13 protein-coding genes and 1 pseudogene are annotated in these 15,494 nt (G+C 70.2%); 8 read left to right on the forward strand and 6 right to left on the reverse strand.

Annotated features, from left to right (window positions below; genetic code table 11):
• The first annotated feature begins 27 nt into the window (after nt 1-27).
• The 3 genes from VZL07_RS05450 to VZL07_RS05460 all read left to right on the forward strand — a co-directional run bounded on the left by VZL07_RS05450 (nt 28) and on the right by VZL07_RS05460 (nt 5,355).
• Nucleotides 28-849: an EI24 domain-containing protein gene (locus VZL07_RS05450; RefSeq protein WP_426754272.1), complete on the forward strand. Its 822-nt coding sequence runs from the start codon at nt 28-30 to the stop codon at nt 847-849.
• A 214-nt stretch (nt 850-1,063) separates the two neighbouring features.
• Nucleotides 1,064-4,288, forward strand: a complete 3,225-nt coding sequence (locus VZL07_RS05455; RefSeq protein WP_426754273.1) for an MXAN_5808 family serine peptidase — start codon at nt 1,064-1,066, stop codon at nt 4,286-4,288.
• Between the two features lie 170 nt (nt 4,289-4,458).
• On the forward strand, nt 4,459-5,355 hold the full coding sequence (locus tag VZL07_RS05460; protein ID WP_426754274.1) for a hypothetical protein: 897 nt from the start codon (nt 4,459-4,461) through the stop codon (nt 5,353-5,355).
• Between the two features lie 3 nt (nt 5,356-5,358).
• On the opposite strand, the gene VZL07_RS05465 is transcribed toward VZL07_RS05460, so the two are convergent.
• Nucleotides 5,359-6,084 carry a glycerophosphodiester phosphodiesterase gene (locus tag VZL07_RS05465; protein WP_426754275.1) on the reverse strand — a complete coding sequence of 242 codons (726 nt, stop codon included), beginning with the start codon at nt 6,082-6,084 and terminating at the stop codon, nt 5,359-5,361.
• 111 nt (nt 6,085-6,195) lie between these two features.
• Between VZL07_RS05465 and VZL07_RS05470 the strand changes: the two genes are divergently transcribed.
• The gene (locus VZL07_RS05470; RefSeq protein ID WP_426754276.1) at nt 6,196-6,423 is read left to right on the forward strand and encodes a twin-arginine translocase TatA/TatE family subunit; all 228 of its coding nucleotides are present in this window, start codon (nt 6,196-6,198) and stop codon (nt 6,421-6,423) included.
• Nucleotides 6,424-6,475: 52 nt separating this feature from the next.
• Here VZL07_RS05470 and VZL07_RS05475 read toward each other — a convergent pair whose 3' ends face one another.
• The 3 genes and pseudogenes from VZL07_RS05475 to VZL07_RS05485 all read right to left on the reverse strand — a co-directional run.
• Nucleotides 6,476-7,285 (reverse strand): hypothetical protein, encoded by an 810-nt coding sequence (locus VZL07_RS05475; RefSeq protein ID WP_426754277.1) that lies wholly within the window; start codon nt 7,283-7,285, stop codon nt 6,476-6,478.
• Between the two features lie 6 nt (nt 7,286-7,291).
• Nucleotides 7,292-8,023, reverse strand: a complete 732-nt coding sequence (locus VZL07_RS05480) for a hypothetical protein (protein ID WP_426757240.1) — start codon at nt 8,021-8,023, stop codon at nt 7,292-7,294.
• A 1,731-nt stretch (nt 8,024-9,754) separates the two neighbouring features.
• Nucleotides 9,755-9,853, reverse strand: a pseudogene (locus VZL07_RS05485) (zinc-ribbon domain-containing protein); the annotation flags it as partial.
• A gap of 166 nt (nt 9,854-10,019) precedes the next feature.
• Here VZL07_RS05485 and VZL07_RS05490 point away from each other — a divergent pair.
• A complete protein-coding gene (locus tag VZL07_RS05490) occupies nt 10,020-10,691 on the forward strand; it encodes a polyhydroxyalkanoate synthesis regulator DNA-binding domain-containing protein (protein WP_426754278.1) in 672 nt (223 codons plus the stop codon).
• A gap of 10 nt (nt 10,692-10,701) precedes the next feature.
• On the opposite strand, the gene VZL07_RS05495 is transcribed toward VZL07_RS05490, so the two are convergent.
• Together VZL07_RS05495 and VZL07_RS05500 are read right to left on the reverse strand one after the other, a co-directional pair.
• Entirely contained in the window at nt 10,702-11,502 is an 801-nt protein-coding gene (locus VZL07_RS05495; RefSeq protein ID WP_426754279.1) for a ParA family protein, read from the reverse strand.
• Nucleotides 11,503-11,559: 57 nt separating this feature from the next.
• Nucleotides 11,560-11,868, reverse strand: a complete 309-nt coding sequence (locus VZL07_RS05500; RefSeq protein WP_426754280.1) for a hypothetical protein — start codon at nt 11,866-11,868, stop codon at nt 11,560-11,562.
• Nucleotides 11,869-12,038: 170 nt separating this feature from the next.
• On the opposite strand from VZL07_RS05500, the gene VZL07_RS05505 reads away from it, so the two are divergent.
• The 3 genes from VZL07_RS05505 to VZL07_RS05515 all read left to right on the forward strand — a co-directional run bounded on the left by VZL07_RS05505 (nt 12,039) and on the right by VZL07_RS05515 (nt 15,452).
• Nucleotides 12,039-12,953 (forward strand): ArsA family ATPase, encoded by a 915-nt coding sequence (locus tag VZL07_RS05505; protein ID WP_426754281.1) that lies wholly within the window; start codon nt 12,039-12,041, stop codon nt 12,951-12,953.
• The gene (locus VZL07_RS05510; RefSeq protein WP_426754282.1) at nt 12,950-14,062 is read left to right on the forward strand and encodes an ArsA family ATPase; all 1,113 of its coding nucleotides are present in this window, start codon (nt 12,950-12,952) and stop codon (nt 14,060-14,062) included. Before VZL07_RS05505 ends, VZL07_RS05510 begins: the two co-directional genes overlap by 4 nt.
• 226 nt (nt 14,063-14,288) lie before the next feature.
• Nucleotides 14,289-15,452 (forward strand): tetratricopeptide repeat protein, encoded by a 1,164-nt coding sequence (locus tag VZL07_RS05515; protein WP_426754283.1) that lies wholly within the window; start codon nt 14,289-14,291, stop codon nt 15,450-15,452.
• Nucleotides 15,453-15,494 lie beyond the last annotated feature (42 nt).

The following is a 15,494-nucleotide window of genomic DNA, read 5'->3' on the forward strand; positions in this document are numbered from 1 at the left end:
CCGCTCTGATTTGCGCATCGGCCCTTTATGAGCCCACATTCCGCCCTCCTCCCCCGCATCGCCCCCAAGCCCCGCTTGTCCGATTTCTTCCAGGGGTTGGGGCTGCTCGGCCGGGCCTTCTCCCTCATCCTCCGTGACCGCCGCCTGTTCCTCCTGTCGGCCATCTGTGCTGCTGTCACCGCCGCCGCACTGTTAGGGCTCGTCTGGCTGCTGTGGAACTTCGCCCCCGGCGCGCTGGAGTCCGTCTGGGCCCGTCCCGACACCTGGTACGGTCGGGCCGCGTGGACCACGGTGCTCATCCTGTCCTCGGTGGTGCTCTGGGTGGTGGGCGCCAACGTGGTGCCCCCTTTGCTGCTCGCCCCGCTCCAGGACCCCCTGTCCGAGCAGACCGAGGAGGCCTGCGGCGGAGGCCCGAGCGCCCCCTTCACGATGGCGGGCTTCGTGCGCGGGCTCGTCACGGGCATCGCCCATACGCTCGCGCGGCTGTTCTTCCTCCTCGTGGGCCTGGCTGTGCTCCTGCCGCTCCACCTGCTCCCCGGCGTGGGCAGCATCCTGTGGACCGTGCTCGGCAGCCTGTGGACCATGATGTGGATGGCGGGCGAGTTCCTGGCCGCCCCGATGACGCGGCACCTCTACCCCTTCGCCGAGGTGCGCCGGATGATGCGCGCGCGCCGCGCGCTCTGCCTGGGCCTGGGCGCGGGCATCTACGTCCTGCTCTGGGTACCCATCCTCAACGCCTTCTTCCTGCCGGTGGCCATCGTCGCCGGTACCCTGCTCTACGGCGGGCTGCGCGAGGCCGGGCTGCTGCCTCCCCCTCCTGACGGAGCCTCTACCGCTGCGTTGAAATAAACGCCTGGGCCGGGTGTCGAACGCGGAGGAACGGGAACGCAATGCCCACCAGGGACGTTCTGCTTCACCAGCGAAGAGGCGACGCCTTGAAGCACCTGGGGCCCGTGATTAGGCTTGCCCGGCCGCTTACAGTGTTCGCCTACTCGCTTAAACGGTCGAAATCTCAAGGCTTCTCGCCACACCCGGGGCGCCGGACGACAGCGCCCCAGCTTGGATGAACCAAATGCCGCGTTTCCTCCGCCGCATCACAGCCGTTGCCGTGCTCCTCGGCGCCTGGGCCCTGGTGGGCAATGACCGGGCTCCCCTGCCGCTGACCATGGGAGCAGCCGAGGCCGGGCAAGGCTCGTGGGATGGCAGTCTTCCTGCCGCCAAAGGCGAGAAGGCCCCGCACGACCTCAACAGTCTCCGCGTCCTGACGAAGGTCATCCTCTACGTGAAGGAGAACTACGTCGACCCGAAGCGGGTGAAGCCGAAGGAGATGATGATCGCCTCGCTGGAGTACGTCGAGAAGAGCGTCCCCGACGTGCTCGTCGACGGCAACCCGGAGACGGGCAAGCTCAACGTCAACGTGAACGGCAAGCAGCGCGAGTTCGACATCGCCCACGTGGACTCGCTGTGGAAGATGTCCTTCGCGCTCAAGGACGTCTTCGACTTCCTGTCGAAGAACATGCGGCCCATCGAGGACACGCGCGACGTGGAGTACGCGGCCGTCAACGGCATGCTGTCCACGTTGGATCCGCACTCGGTGCTGCTGCGCCCGGAGCTGTACCGGGAGATGAAGCTGTCCACCAAGGGTGAGTTCGGCGGCCTGGGCTTCGTCATCCAGATGCGCGAGGGCAACCTCACCGTCGTGAAGGTGATTCCGAAGACGCCCGCGCACCGCGCCGGCATCCTGAAGGACGACCGCATCAAGAAGATTGGCGAGGAGTCCACCGTCAACATGGACCTCAACGAGGCCGTGTCGAAGCTGCGCGGCCCGGTGGACAGCCGCATCACGATCACGGTGGAGCGCGACGGCTGGGAGAAGCCCCGCGTCATGACGCTCGCCCGCGCCATGATTTCGATCGAGAGCGTGCAGCACAAGCTGCTCGCCAACAACGTGGGCTACATCCGCCTGAAGAACTTCCAGGGCAACACCACCCGCGACCTCGAGTCCGCGCTGACGCAGCTGCGCAAGCAGGCCGACGCGAAGGGCGGCTTCAAGGGCCTGGTGCTCGACCTGCGCGGCAACCCGGGCGGTCTGCTGGAGCAGGCCATCCAGGTGTCCGACACGTTCCTCTCCAACGGCACCATCGTCGCGACGGTGGGCCTGTCCGACAAGCTGCGCGAGGAGAAGCGCGCGCGCGCGACGGACGGCGAGGACAGCTACCCCATCGCGGTGCTGGTCAACGCCGGCAGCGCCTCGGCGTCCGAAATCGTCGCCGGCGCGCTGAAGAACCTCGACCGCGCGACCATCATCGGCCGTCAGACGTTCGGCAAGGGCAGCGTGCAGGTGCTGTACGACTTCCCCGACGACAGCGCGCTGAAGCTGACCATCGCCAAGTACCTCACCCCGGGTGACGTCTCCATCCAGGAGGTCGGCATCGTCCCGGACATCCAGCTCGTCCCCACCCGCGCCACCGACGAGCGCGTGGACGTGTTCGCGCCGCGCCGCTCCATGGGCGAGGCGGACCTGGACCAGCACTTCGGCAACCCGGACTCCACCACCGTGGCGAAGAAGCGCGAGGACGTGCTCGACCGCGAGAAGCCGCTGGAGAGCCTCAAGTACCTGAAGGTGGACGAGAAGCAGGCCCAGGCCACCGCCAAGAAGGAAGAGGGCAAGGCGGCGCCGAAGTCGGCCGCCAACGACAAGAAGCACGGGGACAAGGACCCGCTGCTGGACGTCGACGTGGCCGGCATGGGCGAGGACCTGGACGACCAGCTCGACGCCGAGGCGCAGGATGAAATCAAGGAGGACTTCGAGGTCCTCTTCGCCCGCGACTTCGTGCTGCGCGCGCCGGCCACCACGCGCAAGGAGCAGCTCAAGCAGGGCAAGGCGTTCATCGACCAGAAGCGCGCCGAGGAGGAGGCCCGCATCAACGCCGCCATCTCCGCGCTGGGGGTGGATTGGACGCCCGGCCCGACGCCGAAGAACGTGCAGATGGCCGTGTCGCTGACGCCGGGCCCGGACGCGAAGATTGCCGCCGGCGAGGTGATGGAGATGGCGCTGACGGCGGAGAACCGCGGCACCGAGCCGCTCAAGCGCGTGCGCGCCTGGACGGAGAGCGACAACGCCTTCCTGGACCGCCGCGAGTTCCTCTTCGGCGCGCTGAACCCGGGTGAGAAGAAGACGTGGAAGGTGAAGGTGCGCCTGCCCAAGGACCTCACCAGCCGCCGTGACGACGTGACGGTGCGCTTCTTCGACGACCACGGCGCGCTGCCGGAGACGCGGGTGGCCGAGCTCAACTTCGTGGAGCTGCCCCGCCCCGCCTTCGCCTTCAACTGGCAGGTCATCGACGACTGCGCCTCCTGCAACGGCGACGGCACCGTGCAGCGCGGGGAGTCGGTCTCCGTGCTGCTCGACGTGACGAACGCGGGCACGGGCCCGGCGCTCGACTCCTTCACGCAGATCAAGAATGGCGGCGACGCCAACATCTTCATCGAGAAGGGCCGCTTCAAACTGGGCGAGCTGAAGCCCGGTGAGACGAAGACGGCGAAGTTCCAGCTCGAGGTGAAGAAGGGCTTCAAGGGCGAGACCTTCCCGCTGAAGCTGGCCATCATCGACGAGCCGCTCGAGGAGTTCGTGATGGAGAAGCTGGAGCTCCCCGTCACCGACAGCGCCGTCGCCACGATGGAGCCGAAGAAGGGCCTGGTCCGCCTGGGCGACAAGGTGGAGCTCTACGGCGCGCCCACGCAGGGCGCCCGGCCGGTGGCGAAGCTGAGCGGGACGACGGTGCTGCCCGCCGAGGCCGTCACCAAGGGCTTCTACCGCGTGGAGCTGGAGAAGGACCGCTTCGCCTTCGTGCGCAGCCAGGACGCGCGTGAGGTGAAGTCGGGCCGCGCCACCTCGCCGAAGGCGACGCTGGCCACCAACCACCGGCCGCCCGACATCCGCCTGGACGTGGACCCCGCCTCCGGCGGCCTGGTGGCCAACGGGGACAAGTTCACGCTCTCCGGCGTGGTGACGGACCCCCACGGGCTGCTGGACGTCTACGTGCTGGTGAACGACCAGAAGGTCTACTTCAAGGGCGTGGACCCCAAGGGCAGCGAGCCGAACACGCTGAAGTTCTCCACCGAGTTCGCCCTGAAGGAGGGCAACAACAACGTGCTGGTGGTGGCGCGCGAGGACAGTGACTTCGCCAGCCGCCGGACGCTCGTCATCCGCCGCCGCCCGGCGGAGGTGGCCCAGAAGCTGGCCGCCCAGGCGGGCAACCCCGCCGGCAAGCCGCAGCCGCAGTAGGCGCCCCCAGGGGCTCGCCGCCGCATCCGGGCGGCCTTTCCAGCGGGACTCCGGGAGGAGACCGCGGGAGGGGCCGCCCGTTTTGTTGACGCTCATCGCGAGCAGGCGTTAGCGTCCGGCGCGGTGGGCGCATCACCGGCCGGTCGCGCGCCCGGGAGGCGGTGACTCGAATGCGGACGTTCAGTCGGTGGCTGGCCCTTGCGGCCTGGGCGTCAGGAGCGTCCGCGGTCGCGGCGCCCAATGACCTGCAGATCGCACGGTTCGGCAACCCCACGGGCGATGCCCGCGTGGCGTCCGCCGACGCGGACTTCCAGGCCTTCGCCCGCATCATGGGCGCCGCCATCACCTCGGCGAACCTGATGCCGCCGGAGACGACGGGGCACTCGGCCTGGGCCATCAACGCCGAGCTCTCCGTGGTGTCTCTGCCGGACAGCGTGAACATCCCCACGCAGAACGAGCAGCCAGGCACGGTGCTCATTCCCTCGTTCCACGCGCGCAAGGGCCTGCCCTTCTCGCTGGAGTTCGGCGGGCGCGTGGGCTGGGTGGAGAAGAGCAGCCAGGTGGTGGCCACCGGCGAGCTGAAGTGGGCCGCCAACGAGGGCTTCACCTACCTGCCCGACTTTGGCGTGCGCGGTCACGTGACGAAGCTCTTCGGCGCGCGGGACCTGGGCCTCACGGTGATGGGCCTGGACTTCGGCGTGGGCAAGCAGTTCCCCCTGGGCGGCATGGTGACGCTGACGCCCTACGGCGGCCTGGACCTGGGCTTCGTCGGGGCGACCTCCAGCCGCATCGACTTCAACCCGGACCGGAGCTTCGAGGACTCGACGGGGAACGACTCGCGCGAGGCGCTGACCGACACCGCCGCGTACAAGAAGGTGTCCTTCGGCAGCAACATCAACCAGCGCATCTACGGCGGCGTGCGGTTCATCGGCGGCGTGCTGCAGCTGGGCGCGGAGCTGTCGCTGACGCGCACGGGTAGCGTCTCCTACGAGGAGAACGGCAGCACCGTGGACCGGGGCCTGCCGGCCGTCTTCGCCTTCAACACCACGCTCGGCCTGGACTTCTGAGCGCTACCCGGCCGGGTGCAGGGCCTGACGGACCACCCCCGGCCGGTTGGTGATGAGGTAGCTGATGCCCATGCGCGCCAGGACCTGGGCGCGCTGGGGGTCATCCACCGTCCACGCCGCCACACTCAGGCCCGCCCCGCGCCACGCGGCCACCCGCTCCGGCGTGCAGGCCTCGTGGAATGGGTGGACCGAGTGTGACGACACGAGCGGGCTCACCGCGTAGGCCTGGACGGCCCAGGACTTGTCCGGGTCGATGAGCAGGCCCCGGCGCAGCTCCGGTGCCGCGGCCGCGAGCCGGAAGAGGCACAGCGGGTTGAAGCTGGAGATGACGACCCGGCCCGCCAGCCCGCGCCGGCGCACCAGCCGCGCGACCTGCTCCGCGAGGCCGCCGTCGCCCGCGCGCTCGCACTTGAGCTCGATGTTGACGAGGAACTGCGGTGGCAGGGCGTCCAGCACCTCCTCCAGCAAGGGGATGCGTGCCGGCGCGAAGCCCAGCGGCGAGCCGACATCCGCGCGCTGGAGCTTCCACCACGGCGTGAGGCGGACCTCCCAGGGAAGGCCTGCGAGCCGCTCCAGCCGCTCGTCGTGACAGACGACGACCTCCCCGGAACCACAGAGCATGGCGTCCAGCTCCACGCCGTCGGCGCCCTGGCGGGCGGCCTCGGCGAAGGCTTCCAGGGTGTTCTCGGGGGCATCGGCGCTGGCGCCACGGTGGGCAAGCAGGAGCATGCCCTCCAGTCTGCGCCGGTGCTCGGCGCCGTGCAGCAGAAGTCCAGCCGGGCGTGCAGCGGTGGACGCACGGCTTGCCTCCCCCCGCCCTTTGCTGCACTGTGCCCCATCATGCTGGGCCTCGGCCTCGGAGAAATCATCGTCCTCGGCTTCATCCTGCTGGTGGTCTTCTCGGCCGCCCGCATGGGTCAGCTTGGCAATGCCGTGGGCAAGTTCGTGTACTCGTTCCGCAAGGCATCGCGCGGCGAGGACCTGGTCGACGCCAAGCCGCTGCCCCCGGCCCGCCGGAGCACCACGGACGCCGAGTTCACCGAGCCCGAGCAGCCGCGCCGGCGCTAGGCCCCTCCCCGGCGCGCCGGGCTTCGACGTGCGACGCGCGGGTAGGCCCGCCTCAGCCGTGCCCGCGCGGCCCTGGCCGGGCAGTCAACGCGTCGAGGTCCTCCGAGGCGGTCCCCGTCCTCGTGCCGTCAGCAAGCAGCCGCGTGGCCTGCGCGCGCAGGGCCGGGTGCAGTGAGGTATTCGCCACGAGCTCCCGCAGGTCCGCCGTGTTGAGCAGCGGGACGATTTTCGCGCCCGTCTCGGGTGGCAGGTACGGGTTGAAGACGAGCGCGCGCCGGACCGCGTGACGCACGGACCAGCGCGGCGACTTCCAGATTTCGATGAGCGGCTCGGGCCGGGCCGGGCGACGCGCGGCGATGCGCACCACCAGCTCCTCGGTGAGGCGCGGGTTGATGAGCACGTTGCGCAGGACGGAGGGGTTGCTGACCGTGGCCAGGCGGGACAGCGTGTCCGGGTCCCGGGTGAGGCGGGCCTGCTGCTTCAGGTGCCCCAGCGACTGGGAGAAGGCATTGGCGTCCGCGCGGGCGGCGGCGTCCGCGTCCATCTCCAGCTTCGCGGGGCCCTGGGCGAACAGGTCCGCCACGGTGTCGAGCGACTGCACGTGCGCGAGCCGCCGCAGTGACTCCACGTGAGGGATGTGCTCGGCCTCCTGCTCCAGCGCGGCCATGAAGTCGGACAAGGCACAGGCGGCGGGCCCCCATCCCGCGCGGGAGAGGGCGATGAGCTCACCAATCAGCTCGTTGGAATCGAGCGGATCCCTCCGCGCCAGCTCCCGCGCCGCGGCCTTGCGCCGCACGTCGGCGCCACCGCTCAGGGCGTGGATGAAGCGGGCAACCGTCCGGGCTTCCTCCTGTGTGGGCATGGTGACTCACTCCGTCCGGCGGCCCGCCTCCGCGGTCTTCGACAGCTCGGGCTCGAGCGTCAGCTCCAGGCGGAAGCCGCCCAGGTCCGCCGGGTGCTCGTGGAACAGGACGACAAAGGGCGCCTTCGCGCCTGGGGCCACGGAGACGGCGGCGGCGTCGATACGCTGGCGAAGGGCCGAGGCCGACTCGGGCGTGGACACGTTGTAGAGCTCTTCCGGCGTCGGGAGCCCTCCCACGAGCGCCTCGGAGGACGCCACGCGCTGCCGACCGTCGTACAGCGCGGCGCGCACCCGGATGCGAGAGGCCGTGCTCGAGTGGTTCACCGCCTCGCCCCGGACGTAGTAGAGCGCGCGGCCATCACGCGTCTCGTAGAGGCCATTCGTCACGTCGACGGCCACCAGCGGCTTCGGCGTGGGGATGAGCAGGGAGCGGAGGGACTCCAGCGACAGCGCGGACAGGTCCACCCTCCCCTCGCGCAGGTACACGCGGCCGACCGTGCCCAGCACCGCCACCAGCAGCGCGGCCAGCACGAGGTTGGCGACGAACGCCATCGCCTTGCGAGCACGCCCCATCGGCCGGCTCTGGGGGATGCCCACGTCCTCGGGACGGGCGGTGGGCTTGGCCACGGTGACCACGGGCTTCGCCGGAAGCCCGTCCATGTCCAGGACCTCGCGCTGGACGCCGCCAGGTGTGCCAACGCGGCCCAGGGTGACGCCCAGCGCCTGTGCGTCGTCCATGGGGGGAACGTCCGCGAGCAACGAGGCGCCTGACACATCCTCTGGAGCCGAGAGCCCCTCCCCAGCGGGCGCCGTCGTCCCGAACAGCGCCGCACGACCGGTGTCAGTCGGAAGCAGGCCCGAGTCCTCTGCGTGAGCCCCGACGTCCGAACCGAGGTCGAACAGGTCACTGGCACTCGGTGCAGCGGGGAGCGCCGCTGCCGGGGGCATCCCCGCGGGACCGGTTCGGGACGTCGAAGCAGCGGGCCCGAGAGCGCCGGGTGCCTCTATTGCTCCGAATGGTTCGGCGCCCGAGGCCGCGCCGGAACCTCGGGCTGCGCCCGGCTTCTCCGACGGGCCGATGTCGATGGAGGCGAATGGGTCGGCGCCGGTCGCCGCCGGGGCGCCCCTGGTCCCGTGAATGTCGATGGAGGCGAACGGGTCGGCGCCGGTCGGCGCTGGGCCCCCCTTCGCCAGGGGCCCATGAGGGTCGATGGACGCGAACGGGTCAGCGCCGGTCGCCGCCGGAGGCCCCTTGGCCGGAGTCCCATGGAGGTCGATGGAGGCGAAGGGGTCGTGGCCCATCGGCGACGGGAGCCCCGGGTCCGCCAGGCTGGGCGACGCAGCGCGGGCAGCCGTGCTCGCGACCGGCGACGGCGCAGGCCTTGAAGGAGGCGCCCCGTGAATGTCGATGGACGCGAACGGGTCAGCGCCGGTCGGCGCCGGGCCCCCCTTGGCCGCACGAGCCTGCGGCGCCCCGTGGATGTCGATGGACGCGAACGGGTCAGCACCCGTGGGCGCTGGTGCGCCGCTCTCCGCCGAGGCCCCATGGAGGTCGACGGACGCCAATGGACCCGCGCCCCGAGCAGGAGGACGCCCCGGCGACGCGGAGGGCACCGTCGCATCATCGATATCGATGGCCGCGAATGGGTCGTTCGCCGCGGCAGGCGACGCCCCAGCGGGCGCAGGGGGCTCCGCCGCCACGTCGATGTCGATGGATTCGAACGGGTCATCCCCCCCGAACGCGGGCGGAGCCGCCGGCGGCTGCGCGGCGCTCGGGCGCATCACGCCGAGCGCCACCGCCCCCGCGGGCGCGGCTCCCTGAGGCGGCGCCACCGCGCCCCGGCGGAGGGCGTCCGCCGTTGGAGCCAGGGACCCCGCCGCGGCCGGCTCGCCCAGAAGGTCCGAAAACGGGTCCGCCGCACGCACGGCGCCAGGCGGCACGGGATTCCGGCGGGCGCTGGCCGGAGACACAGCCTGCCCCGGGAAATCAGGCACCGGAGGCGCGGACCGGTCCTCCGGCATCGACGGTGGGGCCGAGCCCTGGAGCCCCGCGCCCGGCGAGCGGCTCGCAGCCGGGCCACCAGGCCTCGCAGGTGGCGGACGTCCTGGATTCTCAGGAACCGGCACGACGAAGGCGCCCGGCGGCGCGCCCCCTCCCTGCGCCGAGGGCGGACGGGCGGCCTCGGGTACCGGCAACGGCGTGATGCGCGTCGGTTCCTGGAAAACACTGTCTCCCGAGCCCAGGTCCCCATCCACGCTGTTCCAGCGCGCGGCGGGGGGACTGGCCGGGGACGACAGGGGCTTGCTCGCCTCGACGCCCAGCTCGAAGTAGCCCGGCTTGGTGACTTCCACCGACCGGGGGTCCGGAGCCACCCCGAAGCGGGCAAAGGGGTCCACCTGCCCGTCCGTGGAGGGACCTGGCGGCCCGCCAGGGGCGGCCGCAGCGGCGTCGCGGGCGACCCGGAAGGTGTTCTGGCATTTGGTGCAGCGGACTTTGACCCCCTTCTCGGTCACCTTCTCGTCAGGGATCTTGAACCGCGTCTGGCACCGCTCACACTTGACGATCATTCAGCAGGCCCGGCAGGAACCACGAGTATAGGACGGCGGGACGAACACGGCGAACCGGGTTCACGTTGCTTGCTCGCCTCCAACCCCTCTGCTACGAGAATCGCCCCTGCGAGACTCAGGCGGGGCACGTGGCTTGATGTCGAGCCCAAAAGGGGCGGAGAGACACATGAGCGAGGCTGAGCAAGCAGGCGCTCCGAGCAAGGAGCCGAAGATCATCAAGCGGTACACGAACCGGAAGCTCTACGACACCGTGGAGAGCCGATACGTCACCCTTGATGAGATCGCAGCGATGATCAAGGAGGGCACCGAGGTACGGATTGTCGACAATCGTACCAAGGAGGACCTGACCTCCGTCACCCTCGCTCAGATCATCTTCGAGGAAGAGAAGAAGAAGAACCAGATGCCGCTGTCGGTGCTGCGGGAAATCATCCGCCACCCCGGCGAGTCCATCTCCGGCTTCATCCAGAAGGAGGTCTCTCCGCGAGTCGCCTCCATTCGCGAGGAGGCCGAGTCCCGGCTCGACAAGCTCCTGCGCCGGGACGAGCACGCGCCCCGCGCCGAGGGTGAAGGCGAGGAGCCGGCAGAGGCCGCCCCCGCGCCCACCGACGCCTCGGCGGCCAACGCCGGGCTCAGCCCCGCGGACCTGCTCAAGGCCAGCCAGCGCGCCTTCGAGGAATGGCAGCGGCGCGTCGACGAGCGCGTGAAGCACGTCGTCGAGAACCTGACCGGCAACCTCCCCGCGCTCGGCCGCGACATGGCGTCGCTCACGCAGCGCCTCGAGGAGCTGGAGAAGAAGCTGGAGCAGGTCGAGCAGCAGAAGAAGCCGGCGCAGGAGTAGTCGCGCCGCTTCACGCCTTGCGCGCCGCCCGCCTCCGCCTGGGGGCGGGCTCGCCGTGCAGCTCCGCCGCGATGGCGGCCAGCATCTGTGCGCCCCGGCTGCGCGGCGCGTACTCCCAGATGGTCTGCCCGTGGCTCTGGGCTTCGTCGACCTTCACGTCGTAGCCCAGCGGCGTGGCCGCGAGCGCGTCCGGGAAGTAGGCCTTCAAGCGCTCGAGAATCGCCGTGGCCAGCGCCGTCTTCCGGTACAGCGTGGGCACCACCTTGGTGACGCGCAGGTCCGGCCGGCCTTCCGCCTCGCCCACCTGGCGGACGGTGTCCGCGACCTCCGCGCAGCCATCCAGCGCCAGGTACGTCAGCGCCACCGGCACCACCACCTCCGTGGCGGCCACCAGGATGTTGCGCGTGGTGGTCCCCATGGACGGCGGCGCGTCGAAGACGATGGTGTCGTAGCCCGCGGCCTCCGCCGCGCGAAGGCGGTCCGCCAGCCGGTGCGCCCGGCGCGTATCGGCGGCCACCACCACGGGGAAGTCCGCCATCTCCTTGTAGGCGGGCAGCACGTCCAGGCCGCCGACGGCGGAGCGCTGGACGACGTCCTCGAAGGCCACCGACGCGTCCGTCAGCAGGTGGAACACGTTGCGCGGCAGCGTGCGCACATCCACGCCCAGGGCCTTGCCCGCATGGCCCTGCGTGTCCAGGTCCACCAGCAGCACCCGCTGGCCACGCTCCTTGGCCAGCCAGGCGGCCGTGTTCACCGCCAGGGTCGTCTTGCAGGTCCCACCCTTCTCATTGATGAACGCGATGCGCCTCATGGCCGGGCACTCCTCATCCACCGAGAAGGTGGCGACAACGGACATCCGACGTGCGGACTACTTCTTCTGCGGGGCCTTCGCCGCCAGCAGCGTGTCCACCTTGCCCTCGACAGACGAGAGCAGACGCTCCAGGTCGTCCACCTTCGAACGAAGCTGCTCCAGGTCCGCGGTGGACGGCAGGTTCATGGCGGACAGGGCCGTGCGCAGCGCGCTGTCCAGGGTGCCCTTCGCCGCCAGGGAGCGCGACACCAGCGTCTGCACCGCCGCCACGAACTTCTCGTTCGACAGCAGCTGCTGGGCCAGCTTGCCGATGCGCTCCTCGCCCGTCTCCACGAGCTTCTTCATCACCGGATTGTTCTTGAGCATGGGGAACCGCGCGTCCTTACGAACAAGGCCCTCACGGGCCATCGGGAAGTCTTGAAGAAAACGCCGCACTCTGCGAGGGGGCAACGCGACGTGTCAAGCAGGGCAACAACCCGAGGCCAAACGCGTTGACTCCCGTGAACACGATTCCTACGGTTCGCCGCTCTCTTTCTATGGCCGGACTACTCGACAAGCGCCTGTGGATCGTCTCCGGTAAGGGCGGAGTCGGCAAGAGCACCGTCTCGGCGGCCCTGGCCCTGCGCTCGGCGCGCGCCGGCAAGCGCACGCTGGTGTGCGAGGTGAACACCCAGGAGCGCGTCAGCCGCTTCCTGGGGCGCCCAGAGGCGGGCCCCGAGGTCGCCTTGCTGGAGGAGAACCTCTGGGCCGTGAACGTGCGGCCCCAGGAGGCCATGCGCGAGTACGGCTTGATGGTCCTCCGCTTCGAGACCCTCTACAAGACGGTCTTCGAGAACCGGCTGGTGCGCCAGTTCCTCCGCTTCATCCCGTCCCTGCAGGAGCTGGTGCTGCTGGGAAAAATCATGTTCCACCTGCAGGAGAAGCTCCCGGACGGAAGCTGGCGCTACGACACCGTCATCATGGACGCGCCCGCCACCGGCCACGCCATCTCCTTCCTCAGCGTTCCCCAGGTGCTGATTCAGACGGTGCCGCCGGGCCCCATGGCCCGCGAGGCCCAGAAGATGCGCGACCTCCTCGTGGACCCCTCGGTGACGGCCGCGGTGCTGGTGGCCCTGCCGGAGGAGATGCCGGTGAACGAGGCGGTGGAGCTGCACGCGGCGCTGCAGGACAAGGTGAACCTGCGCACGCATGCCGCGGTCCTCAACCAGGCCTTCCCCGAGCGCTTCACCGAGGCAGACCTGGAAGCGCTCCAGGGACACCCGGAGCTGTTCGCCGTGGCCCAGGCGCACCACGACCGGGCGGCGCAGGCGGTGCTCGCGGGGACCAAGCTGGAGCGCAATCTGCACGCCCCCGTCTACCCGGTGCCCCGGCTCTTCACTCCCGAATTCGGGCGCAAGGCAATTGAACAGGTCATGGCGCACCTCGAACCTCTCGTGACGGGGGCCGCGTGAGCACGGCCCTGGCGCCCGCGCTCGCGGGCAAGCGCGTCCTCATCTGCGTGGGCTCCGGCGGTGTGGGCAAGACGACGGCGGCGGCGGCCCTGGCCCTGCGGGCCTCGGTGGACGGGCGCTCCAGCATGGTGTGCACCATCGACCCGGCGAAGCGGCTGGCCAACTCGCTGGGCCTCACGGCGCTGGGCAACGCGGAGATGCGCGTGCCAGCCACCGCGCTGGAGCCGCTGGGCGTCCAGCCCCGGGCGGCGCTCTACGCGATGATGCTGGACATGAAGCAGACGTGGGACGACCTCATCGCCCGCGTCGCCTCGCCCGAGCAGCGCGAGCGCATCCTGTCCAATCGCTTCTACCAGTCCCTCTCCACGGCCCTGGCTGGCAGCCAGGAGTACATCTCCATGGAGAAGCTGTGGGAGCTGCGGCGCAGCAGCAACTACGAGCTCATCGTCCTGGACACCCCACCCACCGCGCACGCGCTGGACTTCCTGGACGCCCCCAACCGGGTGCTGGACTTCCTGGACAACGACGCGGCGAAGTGGCTCCTCACCCCGGCGCTCAAGGCCGGCAAGCTGGGGATGTCGCTGTTCAACCGCAGCGGCTACGTGATGCGCGGGCTGGCGAAGTTCACCGGCACGGAGATGCTCCAGGAGCTCTCCAACTTCATGCTCGCCATCTCCTCCCTCAACGAGGGCTTCCGCGAGCGGGCCCGGGGCGTGCGCCAGCTTCTGGAGGACCCGAACACCGGCTTCGTGCTGGTGACGAGCCCCCACCCCGAGCGCATGGACGAGGCCATCCACTTCCACAAGATGCTCAAGCAGCACCGCATGGAGGTGGTGTCGCTGGTGGTCAACCGCGTGCACGCCATGCCCACCGAGACCTACTGGCAGGACGCGGCCACGCTGGCGCCCAGCCGCCGGGCCAAGGTGGAGGAGACGCTTCGCGAGCAGCAAATCATGGCCGAGCAGGACCGCGCCGGCATCGCGCAACTCGCCGCTGCCTGCCCGGGCGTCCCCATCGTCCAGGTGCCGCGCTTCGCGATGGATGTGCACGATATCTCCGCCCTGTGGCGTACCGGACGCTATCTGGTGGGCGACGAGACGCTCGGCTGACCCGGCCGAGCCACGCGGCTCCCGGGTCCCCGCTGCGATTTCGCGTTTCCCCCGGAGCCCGTGCGCATCAGGCGCACTTCTTCAATACCGCCGTCCGCGGGAAGCAGGCGGCCGGGGAAGCGCGTCCGGGGCCCACGCATTAAGCTGGCGTGCGCGGTGGCGGTGGTGGGAACTCCATGGTGCCCGGTGCTGTCCGGGTGGGTGGTCGGTCCAGGAGGATGATGCGGTGAACGGGAGAGCGCTGAAGCAGAGGCTTGTCAGCCGGTGGTGGTGGGTGGCGGCGCTGGGCGTCGCGGTGTCCGGGTGCCGGACGACGGGCTCCGCAGCGCGGGAGGCGCCACAAGCAACAGCGCCGAGGCAGGAGCTCCACTTCGACGCCGTGACGGTGACGGCGGACCTGGAGCTGGACAAGCTCAACGACGAGGAGCTCTTTGCTGGCGGCACCTCGGCCTTCGCGGCGAACGACTTCCAGCAGGCGGCGCGCTACTTCGGCAGGCTCGCGGACTTCTTCCCGAACAGCCGCCACCGCCGCGCGGCGCTCTACAACGCGGGCCTCGCCCACCAGCGCCTCAAGGAATGGGAGGAGGCCGGACACCGCTTCTCCGAGCTGTCGGACCCGGCCCAGGGCCAGGGCGACGCGCTCGACGCCGCCTTCCGCATGGCGGAGGTGGACTACCACCTGGAGCGCTACGAGCAGGCCGCGAAGCTGCTGGGCATCATCGCCGCGCGTGAGGACCTGCCCGTCAACCGCCGCCTCGAAGCGCAGGTGCAGCAGGGCATCTGCCAGCTGGAGAGCGGCGCGCCAGAGACGGCCGAGGCCACCCTGCGCAAGGCGCTCTCCACCTATGACGCCCTGGAGGACAAGGGCGAGGTGGACGACTACTTCCCGGCGCAGGCCCACTTCTTCATCGGCGAGCTGTACCGGCTCCACTACGACAACGTGAAGCTGGACCCGGCGAAGGGCGTGGACAAGCTCTCCGAGGACCTCAACTACAAGGCCGAGCTGCTCCTGTCCGCGCAGGGGCACTACCTGCGCTCCATCCGGGTGGGCAACGGCTACTGGGCCACGGCGGCGGGCGCGCAGATTGGCTCGCTGTACGAGAACCTCTACGAGCACATGGTGAACTCCCCCGCCCCCGCGGAGCTGGACGCCAGCGAGGCCGAGGTCTACCGGCAGGAGCTGCGGAAGAAGGTCCGCGTCCTGCTCACCAAGTCCATCAACATCTACGAGCGCACCCTGGAGACGGCCGAGCGCATCGGCTCGCAGAGCACCTTCGTGGACCGCACGCGCGAGAGCCTCGCCAAGGTGAAGGCCCTGCTGCTGGCGGACGCGGAGAGCGAGCCCGCGTCCTCGGCGCCGCCCGCGCCCGTGGGCGAGCCCCACACCTGAGCGCGGCGCTCCCGCCCGGCTGGGCAGGCGCGGGGTCCACGG

The organism is Pseudomyxococcus flavus (assembly GCF_050038885.1).
Taxonomy (GTDB): Bacteria; Myxococcota; Myxococcia; order Myxococcales; family Myxococcaceae; genus Myxococcus; species Myxococcus flavus.

What these genes read in the sequence shown, in the direction of transcription:
- VZL07_RS05450 (WP_426754272.1), top strand. Translation starts at nt 28, where the DNA reads ATGAGCCCACATTCCGCCCTCCTCCCCCGCATCGCCCCCAAGCCCCGC.
- VZL07_RS05455 (WP_426754273.1), top strand. Translation starts at nt 1,064, where the DNA reads ATGAACCAAATGCCGCGTTTCCTCCGCCGCATCACAGCCGTTGCCGTG.
- VZL07_RS05460 (WP_426754274.1), top strand. Translation starts at nt 4,459, where the DNA reads ATGCGGACGTTCAGTCGGTGGCTGGCCCTTGCGGCCTGGGCGTCAGGA.
- VZL07_RS05465 (WP_426754275.1), bottom strand. Translation starts at nt 6,084, where the DNA reads ATGCTCCTGCTTGCCCACCGTGGCGCCAGCGCCGATGCCCCCGAGAAC.
- VZL07_RS05470 (WP_426754276.1), top strand. Translation starts at nt 6,196, where the DNA reads ATGCTGGGCCTCGGCCTCGGAGAAATCATCGTCCTCGGCTTCATCCTG.
- VZL07_RS05475 (WP_426754277.1), bottom strand. Translation starts at nt 7,285, where the DNA reads ATGCCCACACAGGAGGAAGCCCGGACGGTTGCCCGCTTCATCCACGCC.
- VZL07_RS05480 (WP_426757240.1), bottom strand. Translation starts at nt 8,023, where the DNA reads ATGGACGACGCACAGGCGCTGGGCGTCACCCTGGGCCGCGTTGGCACA.
- VZL07_RS05490 (WP_426754278.1), top strand. Translation starts at nt 10,020, where the DNA reads ATGAGCGAGGCTGAGCAAGCAGGCGCTCCGAGCAAGGAGCCGAAGATC.
- VZL07_RS05495 (WP_426754279.1), bottom strand. Translation starts at nt 11,502, where the DNA reads ATGAGGCGCATCGCGTTCATCAATGAGAAGGGTGGGACCTGCAAGACG.
- VZL07_RS05500 (WP_426754280.1), bottom strand. Translation starts at nt 11,868, where the DNA reads ATGCTCAAGAACAATCCGGTGATGAAGAAGCTCGTGGAGACGGGCGAG.
- VZL07_RS05505 (WP_426754281.1), top strand. Translation starts at nt 12,039, where the DNA reads ATGGCCGGACTACTCGACAAGCGCCTGTGGATCGTCTCCGGTAAGGGC.